Below are 24,255 nucleotides of genomic sequence, written 5' to 3' on the forward strand. Positions count from 1 at the left end.
TAAATTTTGTTGCGCGAAACCCTCGCATTTCCAATATCGTATGATTTTTTAATGCCGACCCGCGCCTTGGACATCATATCAGTGATTTAGGAAATAATATAAATATTGCCATTGCCGACCAATTACGGGATATTTGCGCAATAGAAAGTTTGACCGGAGACAATGCCAGCGTGTGAGGTCTCCCCTATTGCCTCGGAGAGAATATTGGCCAGCCTCAATGAAACCGTCGATGGCGGCGCGAAAGAGAAGTCGTCCAGCGGTCGCTCAGGCGGCTCGCTCGTCAGCCAGACCGCAGATGCACTGCGCCAGACCATTCTGTCTGGCCAGTATAAGCCGGGAGACAAGCTGCCCAGCGAGGCAGGGCTGACGGAGCTTTACAAAGTCAGCCGCACCGTCGTGCGAGAAGCCGTTGCCGCCCTGCGAGCAGACAAACTGGTGGAGGCGCGTCATGGGGCGGGCATCTTCGTGCTGGCGCTGCCCACGCAACAGCCACAGCCGTTTCAGGATGTCGATCATGATCGCATCTCCTCCATCATCGAACTGCTGGAACTGCGTGCCGCCGTCGAAACGGAAGCCGCCGAACTCGCTGCCGTTCGCCGATCGCCCGCGCAGGAAGAAGCAATCATCCGCTGTCTGTCGTCGGTGCAGGCCTGCATCGATGCGGGCAGCCCGACCGCGGAGGCGGATTTCAAGCTTCATCTTGCCATAGCTGACGCCACCAACAATCCACGCTTTCGCGAGTTTCTGGAAGTGATGGGCCAGAATGTCATCCCACGAGCCGCCCTTCGTGCCTCCCAGTCGGAGAAGGCCGCAGCACCTTATCTACAGCAACTTCAAAACGAGCATGACACGATCGTCCATGCCATTTCCGATGGTGACGCCGCGGCGGCCCGCGAGGCTATGCGCCAGCACCTGAAGGGAAGCCAGCAACGCTACCGCGCCATGCTGCGCCAGGGCGACCGTTAGTCTTCATCCCCGTTTGCGCATCCAGACCGAAAGGGTTTTCATGACGATCGTCAGAACATTTGAGGGCGACAAGCCCCGTATGGTGATGCCCAAGGGTGCCATCGACACACAGATGCACATGTATCTGCCAGACTTTCCCGCGTTGGAAGGCGGCCCGCAGTTGCCCGAGGGAACGCCGGGACCTGACGAATATCGCCGCCTGATGAAATGGATCGGCATCGACCGCGTCGTCATCACCCAGGGCAATGCCCACCAGCGCGATAACGGCAACCTGATGGCTAGCCTGCGGGCGATGGGAGATGTGGCGAAAGGTGTCGCAGTCGTCACCCGGGATACCCCGCTCGACGAGATCCAGGAGCTGATCGATGTCGGCGTCGTCGGCGCGCGCATCATGGATTTGCCGGGCGGTGCCGTCGATCTCACCCATCTGGAGGAGATCGACAGTATCGCGCAGGAACTCGGGTGGTGCGTCGCTGTTCAGTTCGATGGCTCCCACATTCTCGACCACGGGGAGCGCCTGGCAGCCATCAAGAGCCGCTGGATTTTCGATCACCACGGTAAGTTCTTCGCAGGCGTCACGCCTGATAGTCCGCAGGTGGCAGCATTGAAACGGCTGATCGACAAGGGCAATTGCTGGTTCAAATTTGCTGGATGTTACGAATCCAGTCGTTCGGGTGGACCTGACTTCGAAGATATCGCAGCGGTGGCCCGCGTCATCGCCGACTACGCACCAGACCGCATCATCTGGGGCACCAACTGGCCCCACAACAATGCCAAGACGACAGAAGCATACCCTGACGATGCGGACTTGCTGGACACGGTTCTGTCCTGGCTGCCGTCAGACGAAGCGCGCAAAAAGGCGCTGGTGACGAACCCGGAAGAGTTGTTCGGTTTCGACCCGGTTTGAGCGCGAAGATGAAAAGCCCGGCGTGACCGGGCTTTTTTTCATTGTATCGGCGTTTCACCTTACTCACTGTCAGCAGTATAAAGCACTTCAAGCGTCGGGATCGAGGTGATGTTGAAACCGCCGTCGACATAGTGACATTCGCCCGTGACACCGCGCGACAGGTTTGACAGAAGATAGAGCGCGGAACCACCGATGTCTTCGATATCGGGCGTGCGGCGCATCGGTGCGTTCTTCTGGTTCCACGAGAATATGGCGCGCGCATCCGAAATACCGGCACCGGCAAGCGTGCGAACCGGACCTGCGGAAATGGCGTTGACGCGGATGCCCTTCGGACCATAATCAGCCGCCAGATAGCGCACGGAAGCTTCGAGAGCCGCCTTGGCGACGCCCATAACGTTGTAGTTGGGGATCACACGCTGAGAGCCATTATAGGTCAGCGTCAGCATCGATCCGCCATCGGTCATCAGTTCGGCGGCACGCTTGGCAATTTCTGTGAAGGAGAAGCAGGAAATGACCATCGTGCGACTGAAATTTTCGCGCGTGGTGTTGGCGTAGAGGCCTTTCAGCTCGTTCTTGTCGGAAAAACCAATGGCGTGGACGACGAAATCCAGGGAGCCCCAGCGTTCACGCACCGTCTCGAACAGGGCATCCACCGAGGCGATGTCTTCCACGTCGCAGGGCACGATGAAGTCAGAGCCGACTTCAGCGGCCAGCGGCTTCACACGCTTGCCCAGCGCTTCGCCCTGATAGGTGAAGGCCAGTTCCGCGCCCTGAGCCGCCACCGCCTTGGCGATACCCCAGGCGATGGAGTGGTTGTTTGCGACACCCATGATGAGGCCGCGCTTTCCCTGCATGATGCCGTTCATGGGCAATTATCCGTTGTAGCGCTGGAAGACGAGCGTGGCGTTGGTGCCGCCGAAGCCGAAGGAGTTCGACAGAACCGTATCGATCTTGGCATTGTCGATGCGTTCGCGAACGATCGGCACGCCTTCGAATTCCGGATCGAGCGTTTCGATATGGGCGCTTTTGCCGATGAAGCGCTCCTGCATCATCAACAGACCGTAGATGGATTCCTGCACGCCGGCTGCACCCAGCGAGTGACCGGTAAGCGACTTGGTCGACTGCACATGCGGGATTTTCGAGCCAAACACTTCACGGATCGCGCCGACTTCCTTGCTGTCGCCAACGGGTGTGGATGTGCCGTGGGTGTTGATGTAATCGACATCGCCCTTCACCGTTGCCAGAGCCTGACGCATGCAGCGGATGGCGCCTTCGCCAGACGGTGCGACCATGTCGTAACCGTCAGATGTTGCGCCGTAACCGACGATTTCGGCATAAATCTTCGCGCCGCGTGCCTTGGCATGTTCCAGTTCTTCCAGAACCAGAACGCCGGCACCACCAGCGATGACGAAGCCATCGCGGTTGACGTCATAGGCGCGCGAGGCGACCGATGGCGTGTCGTTATATTTGGACGACATGGCACCCATGGCATCGAACAGGTTCGACATCGACCAGTCGAGGTCTTCATGGCCACCCGCAAACATCACGTCCTGCTTACCCCACTGGATCATTTCAGCGGCGTTGCCGATGCAGTGCGCCGATGTCGAGCAGGCCGAGGAGATGGAATAGTTGACGCCGTGGATCTTGAACCAGGTGGCAAGCGTTGCGGATGCCGTGGACGACATGGCCTTCGGCACGGCAAACGGGCCGATGCGCTTGGGGCTGTTGTTCTTCAGCGTGATGTCGGAGGCTTCAACGATGGTGCGGGTGGACGGACCGCCCGAGCCCATGATGATGCCCGTGCGCTCATTGCCGCTGATGACGCTCTCTTCCAGACCGGAGTCTGCAATCGCCTGCTTCATGGCCACATGGTTCCACGCACCGCCCTGGGACAGGAAGCGCATGGCGCGACGGTCAACCAGATCGGTCGGGTCGAGAGACGGCTTGCCCCAGACCTGGCATTTGAAGCCATGCTCGGCGAAATCCGGCGAGAACGAAATTCCCGACTTCGCATCTCTCAGGGACGCTGTCACTTCTTTAGCGTCGTTGCCGATCGATGAAACAATACCGAGGCCGGTGACTACAACTCTTCTCATAAAGTTGACCTTTTCTGTGTTTGCCGCGCGATGTGTTGCGAGTTGGGGCGGCATTGGCCACCCGCAACCGAACGATCAGGGGTCAGGCGGTCTTTTCTTTCGACAGGCCGACACGCAGGTCCGACGCTTGATAAATGGTTTCGCCATCGGCCTTCAGCCAGCCATCGGCCGTGCCGAGAACCAGGCGACCGCGCATGACGCGCTTGAAATCGATGCCGTATTGCAAGAGCTTTGTTTCAGGGCGAACCATGCCCTTGAACTTCACCTCGCCGGTGGACAGCGCCATGCCGCGACCTTCTTCACCCAGCCAGCCGAGGAAGAAGCCCGTCAGCTGCCACATGCCATCGAGACCGAGGCAGCCGGGCATGATGGGGTTGCCCTGAAAGTGGCATGGAAAATACCAGTCATCAGGCGACACGTCGTATTCGGCGCGGATGAAGCCCTTGTCGTGGGCACCGCCGGTTTCGGAGATTTCAGTGATACGGTGCACCATGAGCATAGGAGGCAGAGGAAGCTGCGCGTTGCCGGGACCAAACAGTTCGCCACGTCCACAAGACAGAATTTCCTCGTAATTGTAGCTCGATTGCCTCGTTGCCATGTCGTATCCATTTCCCCGTTTACACGCGTTGAAAGACTTCTGTAGAACAAGTTAGGTTCAAAATGAAGCGCCACAAGGGCAACTTGCATGTCTGCTTGCCCATGCTTTGTGCCAAAGCTGCCTTAACATGGCGCCCGCATACAGGAAGCGTAAGGCCTGAACCAGAGGAAATTTGCAAAAATCCCCGCTTTGCAGCCAATTGCCGCGGGCCGTTTTGCCGGAATCTATTGAAAGCTTTGCTCGTAAAAGTTATATGCTTACCAGATTGGGTTTATGCCACCGGTTTTGAGGCCGCGTTTTTATGACATTCGACGCTACACTGGATATCGGAACGAGATTGCGCCGCTTCGGCCTGCGCCCTACACGTCAGCGCGTTGCACTGGGCGATCTTCTGTTCGCCAAGGGTGACCGGCATCTGACTGTCGAGGAGCTGCATGACGAGGCTGTGAATGCCGGCGTGCCGATTTCGTTGGCCACCGTTTACAACACGCTGCACCAGTTTACCGAAGCGGGCATCATCCGCGTGTTGGCAGTCGAAGGTGCCAAAACCTATTTCGACACTAACGTCTCGGATCACCATCACTTCTTCGTCGAAGGTGAAAACGAAGTTCTGGATATTCCGGTCAACAACCTGGAAATAGGTAACCTGCCAGAGCCACCCGAGGGCATGGAAATCGCCCATGTGGACGTGGTTATCCGCCTTCGCCGCAAGCGCGGCTGAGGCTTTTCTGTCAAAACGCCAAGCTTTAAAGCGTCACGGACCGGTCAGTTGGACGGGCCGTCGTTGAAACCAACCTCATCCACCAATTCCGACGCTTCTTTCCGATGAGCAGCGATCTCGGTGAGGGACAATGTATCCGGCTTGATCGGCCCGAAATTCTTCACGACATCGGATGGCTGCGCGCCCGGTAGAACCGGATATTCGAAGACCTGTTTGGCATAGATTTCTTGTGCCTCGCCCGACGCCAGGAATTCCATCAGCTTCAGCGCATTGTCCTTGTTCGGGGCATATTTCGTCATTGCGACGCCCGAAATGTTGACGTGGGTGCCGCGGTCGTTGGCGTTGGGGAAGATGACGCGGACGGAATTGCCCCAGACCTTTTCCTCTGGCTCCTGCTCATTGGTCAGCATCAGGCCGACATAATAGGTGTTGCCGAGCGCGATATCGCATTCACCGGAATAGATGGATTTGGCCTGACTGCGGTCGGTTCCGTCGGGTTTGCGGGCCAGATTGTTCTTGAGCGCGGTCAACCATGTGCGTGTGTAGTCCACACCGTGATGGGCAATCATGGATGCAAAAAGCGCGATGTTATAAGAGTGCTGGCCATCGCGAATGCAGATCTTGCCCTTCCATTTCGGATCCGCCAGCTCTTCGTAAGTGATATCTTTCTGGCTGACACGATCCTTGGAGGCATAAACCACACGCCCGCGGGTCGTCAGTCCGAACCACTCACCTTCCGGATCACGAAGATTGGCGGGAATGTCCTTTTCGATGACCGGGTCGTTCAACACCGGCTGCGTGACCTTGCCTTCCTTGGCTTCGACCAGACGGGCAATATCGACGGTCAGCAGAATATCGGCGGGCGAATTGACGCCTTCGGCCTGAATGCGCTCGACCAGTCCCTTGTCCAGAAACAGCACATTGGCTTCGATGCCGGTTTCCTTGGTGAAGGCGTCGAGCAGCGGCTGGATGAGTTCTGGCTGGCGATAGGAGTAGACGTTGACCTCACCACCCGCGAAAGCTGTGGACATTCCACAACTGACAACCGTTGTTGTGGCCGCAATCGCATAAAATATCGACTTCACGCTTGCCATGGGAAACGCCTCCGGTAGATTGGATTCTTGAGTTGTTTGTTCATGAATCACGGCAAGCGGTCAACAGGGCAAATGAGAGATCGGGATTCTCGCAGAGAATTTTTCATTTCTGGAATTGTTCTAAACTAAAATAGCGACTATATGACTCCACATTACAGGAGTTAGGAGACTAGCATGCGTTTGACCAAACAGACCAACTATGCCGTCCGCATGTTGATGTATTGCGCTGCCAATGAAGGCAACCTCAGCCGCATTCCGGAAATTGCCAAGGCTTATGGCGTCTCGGAACTCTTCCTGTTCAAGATTTTGCAGCCGCTGAACAAGGCTGGCCTCGTCGAGACCGTTCGTGGTCGCAATGGCGGTGTCAAGCTGGGCAAGCCTGCCGACAAGATCAGCCTGTTCGATGTCGTCAAGGTCACCGAAGACAGCTTTGCCATGGCAGAGTGTTTCGAAGAGGGTGCCGTGGAATGCCCGTTGGTGGATAGCTGCGGTTTGAACTCGGCGCTGCGCAAGGCACTCAACGCCTTCTTCGATGTGTTGACGCAATATTCCATCGACGACCTCGTCAAGGCCCGCCCGCAGATCAGCTTCCTGCTCGGCCTAGAAGACACCATGGCCAAGCGTCGTCCGCCACGGGTCGTGGCAGCCGCTCCCGCTGCCTAAGCCTCAAGCTCACTTCGTCAGATTTTCCAACCCGCGGACATTGTTCGCGGGTTTTGTGTTTTTAGGCCTCTTGCAGTTGACGGTTGCGCCGTAAAAGGCACAGTTGCATATCAAAAGCCTCCCATCCGATTCCCTTTCCGTAAGCATGATGACCAAGCCAGACCTCCAAAGCTTTCTCCTGACAGCCCTCATCGGCAGCATCGGCGCTCTGGTAGCCTCTCTTATAGGACTGCCAGCACCTTTTCTGTGTGGACCGGCGCTTGCCGTGACGTTGGCGGGATTGTCGGGTTTGCGGCTTTCCGTGCCCCACCTGCTGCGCAACGCAACCTTCGTCGTCGTCGGCATATCCATGGGAACGAGCGTGACGCCGGAGGTTATCGGTGCTGCCGCAACCTGGCCGCTCAGTTTCATCGCTGTGCTGGCAACCGTTGTTGTCTTGCTCTACGTCGCCTACTGGATTTTGCGCGGTTTCGGTTACGACCGCACCACGGCCATGCTGGGCGCCTCACCCGGCCATCTCAGCTACATCATCAGCCTGACGGCGGAAACCAAGAGCGATTTGGCCACCGTCAGTGTCATCCAGAGCGTGCGCGTTCTAGCGCTGACGCTTGCCGTGCCGCTTATCGTTGAATATCTCGATCTGATCAGCATCGAACCCGTAATCCTGACGCCGCCGATGACGCCGCTCGTGCTGGGCGCGACGGTCATCGCTTCGCTTGCCGTCGGATGGGTTTTCATGCGCTGGCGCTTTCCGGCGGCGCTTTTGCTGGGCGGCGTTGCCGTATCGATAGGCATCCACATCACCGGGTTGACGAGCGGCGGCGTACCCACCTGGATGAGCCAGCCGACCTATATCATTCTGGGCAGCCTGATCGGCACGCGCTTTACTCGCTCCTCTCTTCGCGACATGAGAAAGGCGTTCGTGGCAGGCGGGGTGGTAACGGTGGCTGTAATGCTTTTGGCCTGTCTTGCCGCTGTTGCAGTGTCCAACATCACCGGCGTTCCCCTCAACGCCGTTATGATCGCCTTTGCGCCCGGCGGTCTGGAAACCATGGCGGCCATGGCTGTGATGATGCATGCCGATACGGCCTATGTAGGCTCCCACCACGTTCTGCGCCTGTTGTTTTTATCCGTGCTCATGCCGCTCGTCATGGGCAAGGATGCGCGCAGAAAATCCGACTGAAGCGGCGATATGCTCGCTTCAATTTAGCGAGTGCGCATAAATTGAAATGCGCATGCAACCTTTCGCTCTCTTTTCCGTTACCGCCTACTGAATTGGGGACTGTCGCAGCGCGACGAAAATGCCCCTTGATCGACCCCTTTTGTATCGGAGATGCCTGATGAAGCGTTTGATGAAACTCACCGGCGCGGGGCTCGCGCTTGCACTCTACGCATCCATCGCACAGGCGCAGGTCGTCGTTTCATCCAAGATCGATACGGAAGGCTCCGTGCTTGGCAACATCATCATGACTGTGCTGAGCAAGAACGATATCGAAACCACGGACCGCATTCAGCTGGGCGCAACCCCGGTTGTGCGCAAGGCGATCACCGCAGGCGAGATCGACATCTACCCCGAATATACCGGCAATGCCGCCTACTTCTTTGAAAAGGCAGACGACCCGCTCTGGAAGGACGCCGCGAAGGCCTATGAGGAAGCCAAGACGCTGGACTTCGATGCCAACAAGATCGTCTGGCTGACCCCGTCTCCGGCCAACAACACATGGGGCATCGCCATCCGCAAGGACGTGGCCGAGAAGAATAGTCTGAAGACGCTGAGCGAATTCGGAAAATACATCGCAGATGGTGGTCAGGTCGTGCTGGCGGCATCTTCGGAATTCGTCAACTCAGCGGCTGCGCTTCCCGCATTCCAGAAGACCTATGGCTTTACCCTGAAGGCCGACCAGCTCATCACGCTTGCCGGTGGCGATACCTCGGCAACGATCGCAGCGGCGGCCAACCAGACCAACAACGTCAATGCTGCCATGGTCTATGGCACCGACGGTGGCATTGCTCCATCCGGTCTCGTGGTGCTGGAAGACGACAAGAAGGTTCAGCCGGTCTATCAGCCAGCGCCCATCGTCCGCGAAGAAATTTTGAAAAGGCACCCGGAAATCGAAACGCTGCTCAAGCCCGTCTTTGAAAAGCTCGATCTCACGACGCTTCAAGAGTTGAACGGTCGCGTGCAGGTGGGTGGCGAACAGGCGAAGACCGTTGCGCTGGACTTTCTGACGAAAAATGGCTTCGTGAAATAAGGGGCCGCTTTGCAACGCGCCCAGCACTGGTCCCTTCCAAGATACGATAAGGTCGGAGCGCTGATAGCAGCGCTGCTTGCCTATGCGCTTCTGGCGCTGCCCTTTGCGACGTTTCGGGCCAACCGTATCGTTCAAGGTGAGGTTCGCAGCGTTCTGAATGCCCTGCCTGCGCAATGGGCCTATGCGCTTTTCGCGATTGTCGGCATCGCCATCTGCGTTGCATTTTTTCGCGGCGACACGCGTGTCAGGCTGGGCACAGCTCTGATCGGTCTGGCAGCTCTTGCACTGGCGATCGGCGGTGCCGCATCTCATCTCACGCCCGAAGGCAACACCTACGCACGCGTTTCGCCTGCCAGTGGCTTCTGGCTGCTGGCTGCAGGTTTGATCCTGCTGGCGACGGACGCGATTGCGCGGCTCAACCCGCGCCCGGCAACGCGGGTTCTGCTGTTGTGTCTGGCGCTGGGAGTCATCGCTGTGACACTTCTGTCCGGGCAGTGGGACGGGCTGTCCGTCATGAAGGAATATGAAAGCCGACGCGACATCTTCTGGATGGAAGCTGCTCGCCACGTGCAGCTTGCCATCGGTTCGCTCTTTTCGGCAACGCTCGTCGGCATCCCGCTGGGCGTACTCTGCTACAAGGTCGACAGCTTGCGCGCCGGGGTGCTGAACAGCCTCAACATCGTCCAGACCATTCCTTCCATCGCCCTGTTTGGCCTGCTGATCGCGCCGCTGGGATGGATCGCCGCCAACATCCCTGGCGCATCCGACCTCGGTATTCGTGGCATCGGCATGGCGCCGGCCTTTGTCGCGCTGTTCTTGTATTCGCTGCTGCCCGTGGTCTCCAACACGGTCGTTGGGTTGAATGGCGTATCGAACGCGGTACGCGAGGCGGCGCGCGGGCTTGGCATGACGGCGAGTCAGAGGCTCTTCAAAATCGACTTTCCCTTGGCGCTACCCATCATTCTCACCGGCATTCGCATCGTTCTCGTCCAGAATGTCGGCCTTGCCACCATTGCAGCCCTGATCGGCGGCGGCGGGTTTGGTGTGTTCGTGTTTCAGGGCATCGGCCAGACAGCAATGGATCTCGTTCTGCTTGGCACCATCCCGACCGTCATCTTAGGCTTTACCGCTGCCATCCTCTTGGATGCCGTCATCGAGAGCAATCTGTTCAACAAAGGAAGCAGGGCATGATCGAGGTCGAGCATCTGACCAAAAACTATGACGGCTCGACAGTGGTGGACGGTGTATCGCTGACGATCGATGCCCGTAGCATCACCGTCATCGTCGGCACGTCGGGCTCCGGCAAGACGACGCTTCTGCGGATGATCAACCGTCTGGTCGAGCCGACATCCGGCATTATCCGCATCGACGGACAAAATATTCTGGATATGCCCGGCTATCAGCTTCGCCGCAGCATCGGCTACGCCATTCAGGGCCATGGGCTTTTTCCACACCGCACCGTGGCGCAGAACATTGCCACCGTTCCTGAACTGATCGGCTGGGACCGTTCCCGGATCGATGCCAAAGTGACCGAACTTCTGGAGCTATTTCAGCTCGATCCGTCCGTTTACGCAAACCGCTTTCCCAACGAGCTCTCTGGCGGCCAGCAGCAGCGCGTCGGTGTGGCGCGTGCGCTGGCGGCCGAGCCGAATATTCTCCTGATGGACGAGCCCTTCGGCGCGCTGGACCCGATCATCCGCGCCAAGGCGCAGGACGATTTGCTGGCGATCCAGAAAAAACTTGGCGTTACCATCGTGCTCGTGACCCATGATATGGACGAAGCCTTTCATCTGGCCGACCGCATAGCCGTGATGGACAAGGGCAAGATCGTCCAATACGGCAAACCCGCCGAACTGGTGCGCAAACCGGCGACGGATTTCGTGCGCACCATGATTGGCGAGCGGGAAAGACCGCTGCGGCTGCTATCGGTCGCAACCGTCGGCGAGATCGTGGAGCCGGGAGAGGCAGAGGGCGAGCCTTTGCCCGCCACGACCAGCCAGCGCGATGCGCTGTCGGCCATGCTGTGGACCGGGCGCGACTCACTGCCCGTAACCGGACCGGATGGACAGGCGGCAGGGCGTATTCGCCGCGAGGTCTTGCTGCACAATGCGGCGGGGTCTGTATGACAAAGCGGCTTGGTCCTTTTCTGCTGGCCGTACTCAGCCTCTTGCTCATCACCTTCCTTGTGAAGCCAGAGCTTTTCGAGCCCGTGTTCAAGCCTCTCGTCCAGACCAATGCCGCGGCCATCTACATACAGGCCAATCTTCTATCGCTGACGCTGTCTCATCTGGCCACGGTGGCTATTGCGACGGGCGCCGCCATCATCATTGCCGGGACGCTGGCCATTCTCGTCACCCGACCTTTCGGGCGGGAATTCCTGCCGCTGTCGCGCAGTATCGTCAATATCGGCCAAACCTTTCCGCCTGTCGCGGTGCTGGCGCTTGCCGTGCCGATCATGGGTTTTGGCGAGAAGCCGACGCTGATGGCGCTGTTTCTCTATGCCCTGCTGCCGATCTTCGAAAATACCATCACCGGCCTCACCACCCTTCCGCCTGCCATTGTCGAAGCGGCGCGTGGGTCTGGCATGACCGGCTTCCAGCGCCTGTGGCGGATCGAACTGCCGCTCGCCCTCCCCGCCATTCTCGCGGGTGTCAGGCTCTCTGCCGTCATCAGCCTGTCCACCGCCACCATCGGCTCGACGGTTGCGGCACGCACTCTGGGCGAAGTCATCATTGCCGGGCTGCAATCCAACAATCTTGCGTTCATTCTTCAGGGCGGTCTGATCGTCGCAGCCCTTGCCGTGCTGATCCATAGCGGGCTATCCATGCTGGAGGCAAAGGCGGCCCGGCGTGCGGGCTACTGATTTGTGAAGAGAAAAGATGTCCACCCGATAGCGTCATGCTGTAGACGGATGAAGATCGAATTTGAAATGCAGAGGTCATCGTGAAACAGGCAATCATCATCATGGGTGTCAGCGGCTGCGGCAAGTCTACCGTTGGCGAAGAACTGGCCGAACGGCTGGGCATTCCCTTCATGGAGGGTGACAAGCTTCACCCGACCTCCAATGTCGAAAAAATGGCCGCGGGAACGCCGCTGACCGACGAGGATCGCTGGCCGTGGCTCGATCTCGTCGGGGCTGAACTGCGCAAAGGATTTGAAGCAGGTGGCATCGTCGTTTCTTGCTCTGCCCTCAAGAGGACCTATCGCGACCGCCTGCGTGGCGCCTGCGGCGGCCCCTTGGCCTTCGTCTATCTCGAAGGCAGCGAAGCGCTTCTGACCGAACGCATGGGGGCGCGCACCGGCCACTTCATGCCGCTGTCGCTGCTCAAGACACAGTTGGCCACGCTGGAAGTGCCAACCGGCGAACCCGGCGTCGTCACCGTCAGCATCGACGCCACGCCGGACGAGATCACCGAGAACGCCTTGAAGGGACTCTCCGCGTTATAGGTTTTCACGCAAAACCGCTTCACACTTTTGCTGGAATTGCTCTAAACACCCAGCCTGTCGCGAAGTCCGTACCACCATGCGCCGAGCATGGTCAGCGGCACGCGGAATGTCTTGCCGCCGGGGAACGGATAGTTCGGCAGCGACGACCAGACATCGAAGCGTTCCGCATGCCCCGCAACCGCTTCACCCAAAATCTTGCCCAGCAACTGCGTGGTCGTAACCCCATGGCCGCTATCGCCATGCGAAAAATAGACGTTGGGTGACAGCCGCCCGATATGCGGAATACGCGTCAGCGTCAGCGCAAAGTTGCCGCTCCATGCAAAATCGATCTTGGTATCTTTCAATTGCGGGAAAGTTCTCAGCATATTGGGGCGGATGACGCTGGTGAGGTCAGCGGGATCGCTGCCGCCATAACCGATACCGCCGCCATAGAGCAGGCGGTTGTCGGAGGTGCGGCGGTAATAATCGAGGATGTAATTGGCATCTTCAACGCAGTAATTGGCAGGCAGGAGATCTTCGATCAGAGCCGCATCCAGCGGCTCCGTCGCCATCACCTGGCTCGATACCGGCATCATCCGCTCGCCGATTTCCGGCAGGAGACCGCCGAGATAGGCGTTGCCGCAGACCAGAACATATTTAGCCGCGACCTTGCCTTGCGCCGTTCTCACGACCGGGTTCGTGCCCTGCTCGACGGCGATGACGCGCGAGTTTTCGAAGATGCGCCCACCAAGGCTTTCAATCGCCGCCGCTTCGCCCAACACATAGTTCAACGGATGAATATGCCCGCCGAAGCGGTCGATCATGCCGCCAGCATAGCGATCCGACTTCACGTATTTGCCCACCTCGGCCTTGGAGACCATTTCAAGACCGGTATGGCCGTGCTTTTCCCAATTGGCCTTGTTGGCGGCCATCTCGGTGATCTGCTTGGGCGTGAACGCCGCGAAGAAACCGCCATCGACCAGATCGCAATCGATCCCGTATTTCGCGACTCGGTCGCGGATGATCTGTCCGCCTTCGAGCGACATTGCGCCTAACTGCGCCGCCTTCTGCGCGCCGTAGCGCCGGGCAATCGTGTGAAGATCGCGGCTATAGCCGTTGACGATCTGGCCACCGTTGCGCCCGGACGCGCCGAAGCCGACCCGCTCACCTTCCAAAACGATGACGGAGAACCCCTTTTGCGCTAGCTCCAGTGCTGCCGACAGGCCGGTGAACCCTGCGCCGATGATGCAGACATCCGCATCCTGATCACCCTGAAGCGCGGTGCGAACGGTCTTGGTGTTGGCGGACGCCGCGTACCATGACGTGGTGTGGCCGGGATTTGGAGTGTCAGTCACGTTCGCCATCTCACACCGTCCTGATATATGCGTCGTATTCGACGTCGGTTACGCGTAGGGAAAATTCGGAGAGTTCCTGCTGTTTGCAAGCTGAATATAGCGTACGATATTTCTGCCCGAAGGTTGCGTAGGCAAAACTTGAACGGGTAAAGCGCTGAAGCGCATAATCCCAGTTGGTCGGCAGCGGCTCATGGTTGATGGCGTGGCTGTCGCCGGAGATCGCGCCACCCGGCTGGCGCTTTTCCTTCATGCCGGCAAGGGCGGCACTGAGGATCATGGCCAGCACCAGATAAGGGTTGGTGTCGGCACCGGCGACGCGGTGTTCGATACGGGTCGCCGGCTTGCTGGCGACGATGACGCGCACGGCGGCGGAGCGGTTGTCGATACCCCAGGAGGCATAGGTCGGCGCGTGTTCGCTAGGGCGCAGGCGACGATAGGAATTGGCATGCGGCGCAAACACCGCCATGCTCTCTCCCATATTTTCCAGGAGGCCGCCGACGGAATGCATCAGCGCTTCGGACGGGCCGTTTTCGCCCGCATAGATATTGTTACCGTCTCTATCCAGCATGGAAAAATGCACATGCATGCCGTTGCCCGCCTGCATGCCATAAGGCTTGGCCATGAAGGTGGCATCGAGATCGTGCTTGCGCGCCACGCCCTTGACGATGCGCTTCAGGAACACGGCATCATCCGCCGCGCGAAGGGCATCCGGCACATGGTTGAGGTTGATTTCATACTGGCCAGGACCGTTTTCGCGCAACGTCGTGTCAGCCCCGACATTCTGCGCCCGACACGCCGTCGAGATGTCGTGAAAGACGCCCTCGAAATCCTGCAATTCGGAGATGGAGAGAACCTGCGTCTGGCCGGTATGCCAGCGGCCCTCACGGCTGCGCGGTGGACGCACGGGGTCGAGCGCGGAGCGAACAGGATCGATCAGATAGAATTCGAGCTCTGTGGCCACGACCGGCGTCAGCCCGCGCCGGGTAAATCCTGCCAGAACCTGCGCCAGCACATTGCGCGGATCGCCGTAGAAGCCATTGCCATCAGGGTCTTTCATGGCCAGCAGCACCTGCGCCGTGGGACGCCCCAGCCACGTCACCCGTGACAGCGTTTCTGGAACGGCAAAGCATAGACCATCGGGGTCGCCAGTACCCTCGGCAAGGCCGGCTGCGTTGACGTCACGGCCCCAGATATCCAGCGCGTAGACGGAGCGCGGCACGGCCATGCCTTTTTCCAGCACATCGATGGCACGTTCACGCGGTATCCATTTTCCGCGCGGCACGCCGTTTACATCGATGACAAAGGCTTCAAGAATTTCAATATCGGGGTTTTCTTCGAAAAATCTTTTTGCGTAATCAATATCGACCATCATTCACCAGCAGGTTGTTTCATCTTCGGTTCGCGGCAGAGTCGCTAACGGAAAGCATCCACAAGCTGATAAAGTATATATCGCGCCGTCATGATGACATCACGCCTCATTGTTTTCCACGTTCTCGTTGCATCGTACGTGGGCTGGCCCAAGAAGGCCAGCATGTTCTTGAAAACGCCTACTCGCTGATCGCTGCCGTCTTGACGGCTTCGATGTTGAAAGCCGCCGCCATGAGCGCGCGCGTATAGTCTTCCTTCGGCGCTTCGAAGATCGACTTTGCCGGGCCGCTTTCCACCACCTTGCCGTGGCGCATGACGATCATGTCGTTGGCCAACGCTTTGACGACCTTGAGGTCGTGGCTGATGAAGAGGTAGGCGAGATCGTGCTTGGCTTGCAAATCCCGCAGCAGGTCCACCACTTGCGCCTGCACGCTCATATCGAGCGCAGAGGTGGGCTCGTCCAGCATCACGAAGCGCGGTTTGAGTACCATGGCGCGAGCAATGGCAATTCGCTGCCTCTGGCCGCCGGAAAATTCGTGCGGAAAGCGCCAGCGGGTGGCGGTATCGAGGCCTACCTCGTCCAGTGCCTGCGCCACGCGCCGGTCGCGTTCATCCGCAGACAGCGATTTTTCATGCACCCGCAGACCTTCGGCGATGATCTCACCCACCGACATGCGTGGGCTCAGCGAACCATAGGGGTCCTGAAACACCACCTGAAGCCGGTTTCTCAGCGGCTTCATCATCGCATAGGAATATCCATCGATGGACTGGCCGATAAAGCTGATGCGCCCCTTGGACGAGATCAGGCGCGACAGCGCTAAGCCCAGCGTCGTCTTGCCAGAACCGGATTCGCCAACGACGCCCACCGTCTGACCGGCGCGCAATGTGATATCGATGCCATCCACCGCCTTGACGTGATCCACCACCTTGCGCATCAGCCCGGCCTTGATCGGGAACCAGACCTTGATGTCATCTCCCTGCATGACAACGGGCTTGCTGCTATCGGACAGCGGCGGCTCGCCCTTGGGTTCGGCGGCCAGAAGGTGGCGGGTATAGGCGTGCTGCGGATCGGTGAAGACCTGCTCGACCGTGCCGGTCTCCACGATCTTGCCCTTGGTCATCACGCACACACGGTCTGCGAATTTGCGCACGATGCCAAGATCATGGGTGATGAACAGCATGGACATATCATGCTGGTTCTTTAAATCGCCCAGCAGTTCCAGGATCTGCGCCTGCACCGTCACGTCGAGGGCCGTCGTCGGTTCGTCGGCGATCAGCAGTTTCGGACGGTTGGCAAGTGCCATGGCAATCATCACGCGTTGACGCTGGCCACCGGAAAGTTCGTGCGGATAGGCTTTTAGCCGCTTTTTAGGCTCGCGAATGCCGACCTGCAACAGCAGCTCCAGCGTCCGCTTGCGCGCCTCAATGCCGGTAATGGCCTGATGAAGCTCAAGGATTTCGCCAATCTGCCGCTCGATGCTGTGCAGCGGATTGAGCGAGGTCATCGGCTCCTGAAAGATCATGGTGATGTCGTTGCCGCGCACCGCGCGAAGCTCGCGCATTGAGGCGTTGAGCAAATCCTTGCCTTCGAACAGGATTTGACCTGAGGGATGGCTGGCCGCAGGATACGGCAGCAGCTTCAAAATGGAATTCGCCGTTACCGATTTGCCCGAGCCCGATTCGCCCACCAGCGCCACGATCTCGCCGGGCATGATATCGAACGACACATGATCGACAGCCACGCTCTCCTTGCCACCCTGATGAAAGGCAACGGAAAGATCGCGGACGGAGAGAAGGGGAGCGGTCATCGTATCCCTTACGGCACTCATCGGAATGTCTTTCTCGGATCGAAGGCATCGCGCACCGCTTCACCGACGAAGATCAGCAGGGACAGCATGATGGACATGGTGAAGAAGGCTGTGAGCCCTAGCCACGGGGCCTGAAGGTTGTTCTTGCCCTGCGCGATCAGTTCCCCCAGCGAGGGAGAGCCGGGCGGCATGCCGAAGCCGAGGAAGTCGAGCGAGGTGAGCGTCGTGATCGAGCCCGAGAGGATGAAGGGCAGAAACGTAAGCGTCGCGACCATGGCATTGGGCAGCAGGTGACGGAACATGATGGTGCCGTTGCCGACGCCAAGCGCGCGCGCGGCATTGACATATTCGAAGTTGCGGGCACGTAGAAACTCGGCGCGCACGATACCGACGAAGCCGACCCAGGAGAACAAAAGCATGATGCCCAGCAACACGAAGAAGCCGGGCGGCAGGATGGCTGCGATGATGAGCAGGATATAGAGCACCGGCATGGACGACCAGATCTCGATGAAACGCTGCATCAGAAGGTCGGTCCAACCACCGAAATAGCCTTGCACCGCACCGGCGCTGACACCGACGATGGCCGAGGCGATGGTGAGCGCCAAGCCGAACAGCACGGAGATACGGAAGCCGTAGATAACACGGGCAGCCACGTCGCGCGCCTGATTGTCGGTGCCCAGCCAGTTGAGATTGCCCAGCGTGCAGCCGGGATCAGCTGCGCCTTGCGGGTAACCGGAGCAACGTTCCTGCGCATCCATCAGCCAGAACGGTGCCGTGGGTGCCGAATGCGGAATGTTCGAATTGACCGTCTGGTAGGAATAGCGGATCGGCGGCCAGATCATCCAGCCATTGGCGTTGATTTCATCCTGAATGAAGGAGGATTTGTAATCCGTCTGGGCCAGAAAGCCGCCGAATTTCTCTTCGGGGTAATCCACCATGACAGGCACCAGAATCTCGCCCTTGTAGGAGGCAATGATCGGTTTGTCATTGGCCAGAAACTCGGCAAAAAGGCTGAGACCGAATATCAAAAGGAACAGCCAGAAGGACCAGTATCCACGGCGGTTAGCCTTGAAATTCTGCCAGCGCCGCACGCTTGTCGGCGAGAAGAACGGGCGCTTCTGTGGCGCAGCTTCGACGCTTGTCGGTTTGGTCACGGTCATCACACGTCCCTCCGCTCGAAGTCGATGCGCGGATCGATCCAGGTGTAGATCATGTCGGAGATGAGGCTGACGACGAGGCCCATCAACGAGAAGATGAACAGGGTGCCGAACACGATGGGGTAATCGCGGTTGACGACCGAAAGATAACCGAGCCTTCCCAAGCCATCTAGCGAGAAGATGTTTTCGATCAATAGCGAGCCGGTGAAGAAGGCCGAAATGAAGGCACCGGGGAAACCGGCGATGACGATGAGCATAGCATTGCGGAAGACGTGGCCGTAGAGAACCTTGCGCTCCGACAGGCCCTTGGCGCGGGCCGTGACCACATATTGCTTCTTGATTTCATCGATGAAGGAATTCTTGGTCAGCAGCGTTGTGGTGGCGAAAGCCGAAAGGACGAGCGCGGTGAGCGGCAGCGCCAGGTGCCAGAAATAGTCGATGATCTTCTGCCACCATGTCAGTTCAGCAAAGTTATCCGAGGTCAGCCCTCGCAACGGAAACCAGTCGAAGAACGAACCACCGGCAAAGACGACGATGAGAAGAATGCCGAACAGGAAGCTCGGCACCGCATAACCGACGATGACGATTCCCGATGTCCAGACATCGAATTTCGAGCCATCCGAAACGGCCTTCTTGATGCCGAGCGGAATGGAAATGGCATAGGAGATGATCAATATCCAGAAGCCCAACGAGATCGAGACTGGAAGCTTGTCGATGATGAGGTCGATGACGGAGGAATTGCGGAAGAAACTGTCGCCGAAATCGAAGCGGATGTAATTCCACATCATCTCAAGAAAGCGGGTGAGCGGCGGCTTGTCGAAACCGAACTGCTTTTCGAGCTTGGCAATCAGGTCCGGATCGAGCCCCTGCGCGCCACGATATTTCGAGCCGCTTTCATCCACCCCACCACCCATGAGGTCTCCACCGCCGGATAGTCGGTCAGACGCGCTGTCGCCGGAGCCGGATAGCTGGGCAACGACCTGCTCGACCGGACCGCCTGGTGCAAACTGGATGACGAGGAAGGAAATGCCCATGATGCCGATGATGGTCGGTATCATCAGAGCCAAACGCCGCAGAATATAAGCTCCCATCAGGCGCGTCCCAGCATGGCAAGAGGCTCGGTTTTCATCGGCTTCGTCAAACCGTTTCCTTTCGGGCCTGCGGTAAAGACCGCAGGCGTCGTGATTCGTAATCGCTCATGTGAATCAAGGCTTGCCTTATAAAGCAAGGCCCGCGTTATTTTCCGGCGTTTGCAGACCACCAGGCACCTGGGAAACCGATCCCGTATTCAGGAAGGTTTTCCGGCTGCACCAGCGTGTTCCAGTGAGCGAGAAACATCTCACCCTTGTAGAATTGCGGGATGACGTAATGGTTGAACAGAAGGACCCTGTCGAGCGCTCTTGCCGCGGCAACCTGCTCATCACGATTGGGTGCCAAGATAATCTTTCTAACCAAGGCGTCCACTGCCGGATTCTTGATGCCAGCCAGATTACCGGACCCCTGACGATCCGCAGCAGCCGATCCCCAGTAATCAGCTTGCTCATTTCCAGGATTGGGCAAAGTTACCCACAATTTGATCACGACATCGAAATCAAAGCTGCGCTGACGGTTGGTGTATTGCGAGGCGTCCACAGTGCGGATCGTAGCATTGATGCCGATTTTCTTCAGGTTCTGTACAAACGGCAGAATAGTGCGTTCCATACCAGCGGAATCGCTGAGCAATTCGATGGAGAGTTGTTCTCCGGTCTTGGCATTCACCATGCGGTTACCGCGAAGTTCATAGCCCGCTTCCTTCATAAGCCGGACTGCCTCACGCAAGTTGTCACGTTGCTTGGCCGGGTCGCCCCCCACAGGATTGCGATACTCCTGCGTGAAGACTTCAGGCGGAACCTGATCCTTCAGCTCCTGCAATACCTCCAGTTCACGGCCCGTTGGAAGGCCGGAGGATGCAAGCTCGCTTCCCATGAAGAAGCTGTTGATGCGGGTGAAGCTTCCATAAGCCAGCGTTTTGTTCAGATCCTCGAAATCGAAGGCATAGTTGAGAGCTTGTCGTAGCTTGGGATTTTGGAATTTCTCCCGGCGCTCATTCGGAACCATGGCCTGCATGATCCCTATCGACCGATAGATATTGGGAAGCTCTTCCTTCTTGATGCGTCCGTCTTTGACTGCGGGGACATCGTAACCTGTAACCCAGCGACTGGACGACTGCTCCTGCCAGAAGTCTATGTTTCCTGACTTGAACGCTTGAAACTGCACCTCTTGATCGGCGAAGAACGCGTAGGTGATGGTTTTGAAATTGTTCTGGCCGACATTGACGTTGATGTCCTTGCCCCAATAATCGTCGCGTCGTTCATAGGTGATTGTAGAGCCCGGGTTGACGCTGGTGATCTTGTAAGGACCAGATCCCATAACGGGCTCCAAAGTGCCGCGAGAAATATCGCGCGGTTTGCCGTCCGGTCCATTTCCCTCCCACCAGTGTTTGGGCACAATCGCCAACTGACCCACGATTTGCGGCAATTCCCGATTTCCTTTTTCATCGAATGAAAAGGTGACGTCTCGCTCCCCCGTTACTTCCGCTTTCACCACGTGGGCGTAAACGGTGGCCATCTGCGGACTGAGGTCCTTTGACTTTTCGAAACTAAAGACAACGTCTTCAGGCATCACCGGCTTACCATCCGCCCATTTCGCCTCTTTGCGCAGACGGAATGTCGCCTTGGAAATATCATCAGGAAAGCTGACCCCCTCGGCAAGAAGACCGTAGGAAGAGGATAACTCCTCTTCGGATGACTGGAAAAGCGTGTCGAAAACCACAGCTATACCTGTGCCAACTTCGCCCTTCACCAGGACAGGATTGAGCGTGTCGAATGTCCCGGTCGTAGACATCCGCAACGTCCCACCCTTGGGCGCGTTCGGGTTCACATAATCGAAGTGCTTAAAGCCATTTGGATGTTTCAACTCACCGACGGTTGAAATTCCGCTGCGCCAGTTTTCGCTGTCTTGAGCCCGTGCCGCTATCGGCGCGATCACGCATGATAGCGCAGCCAGAGCGAGCACACCGGATTTCAACTTTGCCAATGCCATAAAGCGACGGTCCTTTTCGTTTTCATTGCCGTGCACCATAAGACAAACATTGGCAAAATATAGGGGATTTGGGTCACAAGCCGTTTACGCCGTGAAAATCGGCCAAACATGCTTTCACCAAATTCGCGTTCCAGCGTAATATTTCCAACAGAATCATTTCAAGCATCGCAGGCGGCGGACGATATGGAAAAAATGGCAAGAGGCGTGGGCAAGGCATCACTCCTGGCACTTTCGATGATGTCCATGCTGGCGACAGATGCGGTTTCCGCCTTTGCGCAGGATGGTCCGGCCAAGCAGGTCTTCGGCAACATTGCTCTACCGTCGGCCGGTCCCTCCGCCTCTTACGGTTCCTATGCCAAGGGTTGCCAATCGGGTGCTGTGGCGCTGCCGACTGAGGGGCAAGGCTTTCAGGCCATGCGCCTTTCCCGCAATCGTCGCTGGGGCCAGCCGCAGATGATTTCCTTTATCGAGCGGTTCGCGCAGGATGCCCAGAAGATCGGCTGGCCCGGCCTTCTGATTGGCGATATCTCGCAGCCGCGTGGTGGACCCATGCTGACGGGCCATGCCTCGCACCAGATCGGTCTCGATGCCGACATCTGGTGGCGTCCCATGCCAGATCGCATCATGAGCGCCGAGCAGCGCGAAAGCACGCCCTTCATCTCCATGCTCGACAAAAGCAAATTCCTGACGGTGGATGATCGCAAATGGTCGCCCCTCAATGCCAAGCTGGTGATGATGGCGGCGAGCTATCCGCAGGTGGAGCGCATCTTCGTCAATCCGGCCATCAAGCAGAAGCTGTGCCAGACATGGACCGGCGACCGCACCTTCATGGGCAAGATCAGGCCGATCTACGGCCATGACGAGCATTTCCATGTGCGTCTGGAATGCCCGCCCGGCGCGACAAACTGCAAGCCGCAAGCACCCGTGAGCGCTGGCGATGGCTGCGACAAGTCGCTGGCATGGTGGTTTACCAAGGAGCCTTGGGCGACACCGAAGAAAGACCCGAATGCCAAGCCACCGAAGCCGCCGCGGCCGATGATGGTGTCCGATCTGCCGAAAGCCTGTGCGGCGATCGCGGCGGCTCCCTCGGCAGGCAGGGCAAATGTCGCGGCTCAAAACTCCTACGCGCCGTCTGCGCCGTCGTCCCAGGCACAGGACATCGTTCCGCAATCGTCCAGATCGGGCGTGCCTATGCCGCCTGCGGATGTACCGCGACCATCGTCCCGCCCGTCTTCGAATTGACGAAGCCCGGCTTTCCAAACGGTGTGAAATTGCGGTAGAAGGCTTCAAATCGATTTAGAAAATGCGATCTGAACAAGGCTGGGGCGCAGACACCATATGACGGGGCAACGCTGTATCGCATTGATCGCGCATGACCAGAAGAAAGACGACATGGCGGATTTCGCCCGTCGGCATCAGGCCGCCCTGTCGCAATTCAGGATCGTTGCCACCGGTACCACCGGCGGGCGTGTGCAGGATGCCTGTCCGGGCTTGAACGTCGTGCGCCTGAAAAGCGGCCCGCTGGGCGGCGATCAGCAGATCGGCGCGATGATCGCGACGGGCGATGTGGACATGCTGATCTTCTTCATCGATCCCTTGTCTTCCCTACCCCACGACGTCGATGTCAAGGCTTTGACACGCCTAGCGACCGTCTATGACATTCCCATGGCCTTGAACCGCGCCACGGCCGAACAGCTGACCGATTTTCATTCGACACATTGATTTCAGGGCCATCCAGGAGCAGCGATGACCAAGCAGAACGACACACTTTCCTTTCCGATTCTCATCGGAGATATCGGCGGCACCAATGCGCGCTTCTGCATTCTGCCGGATGCGAACGCCGAACCCACCCAGCTGACCAGCGTCAAGACCGCCGATTACGCGTCGATCGATGATGCGATCCAGAATGCGGTTTTGAACCACACCGCCTTGCTGCCGGTGTCCACGATCCTTGCTGTCGCCGGTCCGATCGAGACCGACGAGATACCGCTGACGAACTGCCACTGGGTCGTCAAGCCGAAGGAAATGCTCGTCAATCTCGGCCTCAAGGACGTGATCGTCATCAACGATTTCGAAGCGCAGGCTCTGGCCATTGCGTCGCTTGATGGCGACAACAGAGAAACCATCGGCCCTCACAATCCGGATATGACGGCTTCCCGTGTCGTACTCGGGCCCGGCACCGGGCTTGGCGTCGCAGGCCTGGTTTACGCCCGCAACATGTGGTTTCCGGTTCCCGGTGAAGGCGGCCATGTCGACATCGGCCCGCGCAGCGCACGCGACTATCAGGTGTTTCCGCATCTCGACGCCATCGAAGGGCGTATCGCAGGCGAGCAAATCCTGTGCGGACGCGGGCTCGTCAATCTCTACCGCGCCATTTGTAAGGCAGATGGCATAACGCCAGTCTTTTCCGATCCCGCAGACGTAACGGCCAAGGGCCTGAGCGCCGAAAACCGGGAAGCCAAGGAAACTCTGTCTTTGTTCAGCACCTATCTCGGCCGCATCGCGGGCGATATGGCGTTGATCTTCATGGCGCGTGGCGGTGTTTATCTGGCCGGTGGCATCTCGCAGAAAATCATTCCCGCCTTACGACTGCCGGAGTTTCGCGCCGCGTTCGAAGACAAAGCGCCGCACAAGGCTCTCATGCGCAGCATTCCCACCCATGTCGTCACCCACCCGCAGGCGGCCTTGGCCGGACTTTCGACCTACGCCCGCACGCCGTCCGATTTCGGCCTGACATTGGATGGACGGCGCTGGCAGGCGTGA

At 58.2% G+C, this 24,255-nt stretch carries 23 protein-coding genes; 13 read left to right on the forward strand and 10 right to left on the reverse strand.

Features of this window, described 5'->3' with window-relative positions; translation table 11 throughout:
* The first annotated feature begins 204 nt into the window (after positions 1 to 204).
* Positions 205 to 966, forward strand: a complete 762-nt coding sequence (locus RRU01S_RS09730) for a FadR/GntR family transcriptional regulator (RefSeq protein ID WP_045230084.1) — start codon at positions 205 to 207, stop codon at positions 964 to 966.
* Positions 967 to 1,006: 40 nt separating this feature from the next.
* Complete coding sequence (locus RRU01S_RS09735) at positions 1,007 to 1,873, forward strand: amidohydrolase family protein (protein WP_045230227.1); 867 nt, start codon at positions 1,007 to 1,009, stop codon at positions 1,871 to 1,873.
* 59 nt (positions 1,874 to 1,932) lie between these two features.
* Here the strand turns inward: RRU01S_RS09735 and fabI are convergent, their stop codons facing one another.
* The 3 genes from fabI to fabA form a co-directional block, all read right to left on the reverse strand.
* On the reverse strand, positions 1,933 to 2,739 hold the full coding sequence (gene fabI / locus RRU01S_RS09740; protein WP_045230085.1) for an enoyl-ACP reductase FabI: 807 nt from the start codon (positions 2,737 to 2,739) through the stop codon (positions 1,933 to 1,935).
* 6 nt (positions 2,740 to 2,745) lie between these two features.
* Positions 2,746 to 3,969, reverse strand: coding sequence for a beta-ketoacyl-ACP synthase I (gene fabB, locus RRU01S_RS09745; RefSeq protein WP_045230228.1), 1,224 nt, complete (start codon positions 3,967 to 3,969; stop codon positions 2,746 to 2,748).
* 82 nt (positions 3,970 to 4,051) lie between these two features.
* Positions 4,052 to 4,567 (reverse strand): 3-hydroxyacyl-[acyl-carrier-protein] dehydratase FabA, encoded by a 516-nt coding sequence (gene fabA, locus RRU01S_RS09750; protein ID WP_045230086.1) that lies wholly within the window; start codon positions 4,565 to 4,567, stop codon positions 4,052 to 4,054.
* 301 nt (positions 4,568 to 4,868) lie between these two features.
* Here fabA and irrA point away from each other — a divergent pair, with 301 nt between their 5' ends.
* Positions 4,869 to 5,288, forward strand: a complete 420-nt coding sequence (gene irrA / locus RRU01S_RS09755) for an iron response transcriptional regulator IrrA (RefSeq protein ID WP_045230087.1) — start codon at positions 4,869 to 4,871, stop codon at positions 5,286 to 5,288.
* A gap of 44 nt (positions 5,289 to 5,332) precedes the next feature.
* Here the strand turns inward: irrA and RRU01S_RS09760 are convergent, their stop codons facing one another.
* Positions 5,333 to 6,382 (reverse strand): Fe(3+) ABC transporter substrate-binding protein, encoded by a 1,050-nt coding sequence (locus tag RRU01S_RS09760; protein WP_045230088.1) that lies wholly within the window; start codon positions 6,380 to 6,382, stop codon positions 5,333 to 5,335.
* A 174-nt stretch (positions 6,383 to 6,556) separates the two neighbouring features.
* Between RRU01S_RS09760 and rirA the strand changes: the two genes are divergently transcribed.
* The 7 genes from rirA (at position 6,557) to RRU01S_RS09795 (ending at position 12,744) form a co-directional block, all read left to right on the forward strand.
* Entirely contained in the window at positions 6,557 to 7,045 is a 489-nt protein-coding gene (gene rirA, locus RRU01S_RS09765) for an iron-responsive transcriptional regulator RirA (RefSeq protein ID WP_045230089.1), read from the forward strand.
* 148 nt (positions 7,046 to 7,193) lie between these two features.
* Positions 7,194 to 8,228 (forward strand): AbrB family transcriptional regulator, encoded by a 1,035-nt coding sequence (locus RRU01S_RS09770; RefSeq protein WP_412674282.1) that lies wholly within the window; start codon positions 7,194 to 7,196, stop codon positions 8,226 to 8,228.
* 157 nt (positions 8,229 to 8,385) lie between these two features.
* The gene (gene osmF, locus RRU01S_RS09775) at positions 8,386 to 9,297 is read left to right on the forward strand and encodes a glycine betaine ABC transporter substrate-binding protein OsmF (RefSeq protein ID WP_045230091.1); all 912 of its coding nucleotides are present in this window, start codon (positions 8,386 to 8,388) and stop codon (positions 9,295 to 9,297) included.
* A 9-nt stretch (positions 9,298 to 9,306) separates the two neighbouring features.
* The gene (locus RRU01S_RS09780; RefSeq protein WP_045230092.1) at positions 9,307 to 10,488 is read left to right on the forward strand and encodes an ABC transporter permease; all 1,182 of its coding nucleotides are present in this window, start codon (positions 9,307 to 9,309) and stop codon (positions 10,486 to 10,488) included.
* Positions 10,485 to 11,423: an ABC transporter ATP-binding protein gene (locus RRU01S_RS09785; protein WP_045230093.1), complete on the forward strand. Its 939-nt coding sequence runs from the start codon at positions 10,485 to 10,487 to the stop codon at positions 11,421 to 11,423. The genes RRU01S_RS09780 and RRU01S_RS09785 overlap by 4 nt, the downstream gene beginning before the upstream one ends.
* Positions 11,420 to 12,160, forward strand: coding sequence for an ABC transporter permease (locus RRU01S_RS09790; protein ID WP_045230094.1), 741 nt, complete (start codon positions 11,420 to 11,422; stop codon positions 12,158 to 12,160). The genes RRU01S_RS09785 and RRU01S_RS09790 overlap by 4 nt, the downstream gene beginning before the upstream one ends.
* Positions 12,161 to 12,261: 101 nt before the next feature.
* Complete coding sequence (locus RRU01S_RS09795) at positions 12,262 to 12,744, forward strand: gluconokinase (protein WP_045230229.1); 483 nt, start codon at positions 12,262 to 12,264, stop codon at positions 12,742 to 12,744.
* Positions 12,745 to 12,785: 41 nt separating this feature from the next.
* Here the strand turns inward: RRU01S_RS09795 and RRU01S_RS09800 are convergent, their stop codons facing one another.
* The 6 genes from RRU01S_RS09800 to RRU01S_RS09825 form a co-directional block, all read right to left on the reverse strand.
* On the reverse strand, positions 12,786 to 14,087 hold the full coding sequence (locus RRU01S_RS09800) for an NAD(P)/FAD-dependent oxidoreductase (protein WP_045230095.1): 1,302 nt from the start codon (positions 14,085 to 14,087) through the stop codon (positions 12,786 to 12,788).
* Position 14,088: 1 nt separating this feature from the next.
* A complete protein-coding gene (locus RRU01S_RS09805) occupies positions 14,089 to 15,450 on the reverse strand; it encodes a glutamine synthetase family protein (RefSeq protein WP_045230096.1) in 1,362 nt (453 codons plus the stop codon).
* 175 nt (positions 15,451 to 15,625) lie between these two features.
* Positions 15,626 to 17,254, reverse strand: a complete 1,629-nt coding sequence (locus RRU01S_RS09810; RefSeq protein ID WP_412674283.1) for an ABC transporter ATP-binding protein — start codon at positions 17,252 to 17,254, stop codon at positions 15,626 to 15,628.
* Between the two features lie 17 nt (positions 17,255 to 17,271).
* Entirely contained in the window at positions 17,272 to 18,414 is a 1,143-nt protein-coding gene (locus RRU01S_RS09815) for an ABC transporter permease (RefSeq protein ID WP_045230098.1), read from the reverse strand.
* A complete protein-coding gene (locus tag RRU01S_RS09820; RefSeq protein ID WP_045230099.1) occupies positions 18,414 to 19,502 on the reverse strand; it encodes a microcin C ABC transporter permease YejB in 1,089 nt (362 codons plus the stop codon). Before RRU01S_RS09820 ends, RRU01S_RS09815 begins: the two co-directional genes overlap by 1 nt.
* Before the next feature lie 145 nt (positions 19,503 to 19,647).
* Complete coding sequence (locus RRU01S_RS09825) at positions 19,648 to 21,492, reverse strand: extracellular solute-binding protein (protein ID WP_045230230.1); 1,845 nt, start codon at positions 21,490 to 21,492, stop codon at positions 19,648 to 19,650.
* 183 nt (positions 21,493 to 21,675) lie between these two features.
* Between RRU01S_RS09825 and mepA the strand changes: the two genes are divergently transcribed.
* The 3 genes from mepA to RRU01S_RS09840 all read left to right on the forward strand — a co-directional run bounded on the left by mepA (position 21,676) and on the right by RRU01S_RS09840 (position 24,255).
* Positions 21,676 to 22,734, forward strand: a complete 1,059-nt coding sequence (gene mepA, locus RRU01S_RS09830; protein WP_045230100.1) for a penicillin-insensitive murein endopeptidase — start codon at positions 21,676 to 21,678, stop codon at positions 22,732 to 22,734.
* A gap of 96 nt (positions 22,735 to 22,830) precedes the next feature.
* Positions 22,831 to 23,214, forward strand: coding sequence for a methylglyoxal synthase (locus tag RRU01S_RS09835; RefSeq protein ID WP_045230101.1), 384 nt, complete (start codon positions 22,831 to 22,833; stop codon positions 23,212 to 23,214).
* A gap of 24 nt (positions 23,215 to 23,238) precedes the next feature.
* On the forward strand, positions 23,239 to 24,255 hold the full coding sequence (locus RRU01S_RS09840) for a glucokinase (RefSeq protein ID WP_045230102.1): 1,017 nt from the start codon (positions 23,239 to 23,241) through the stop codon (positions 24,253 to 24,255).

The organism is Agrobacterium rubi TR3 = NBRC 13261 (genome assembly GCF_000739935.1).
Taxonomy (GTDB): Bacteria; Pseudomonadota; Alphaproteobacteria; order Rhizobiales; family Rhizobiaceae; genus Agrobacterium; species Agrobacterium rubi.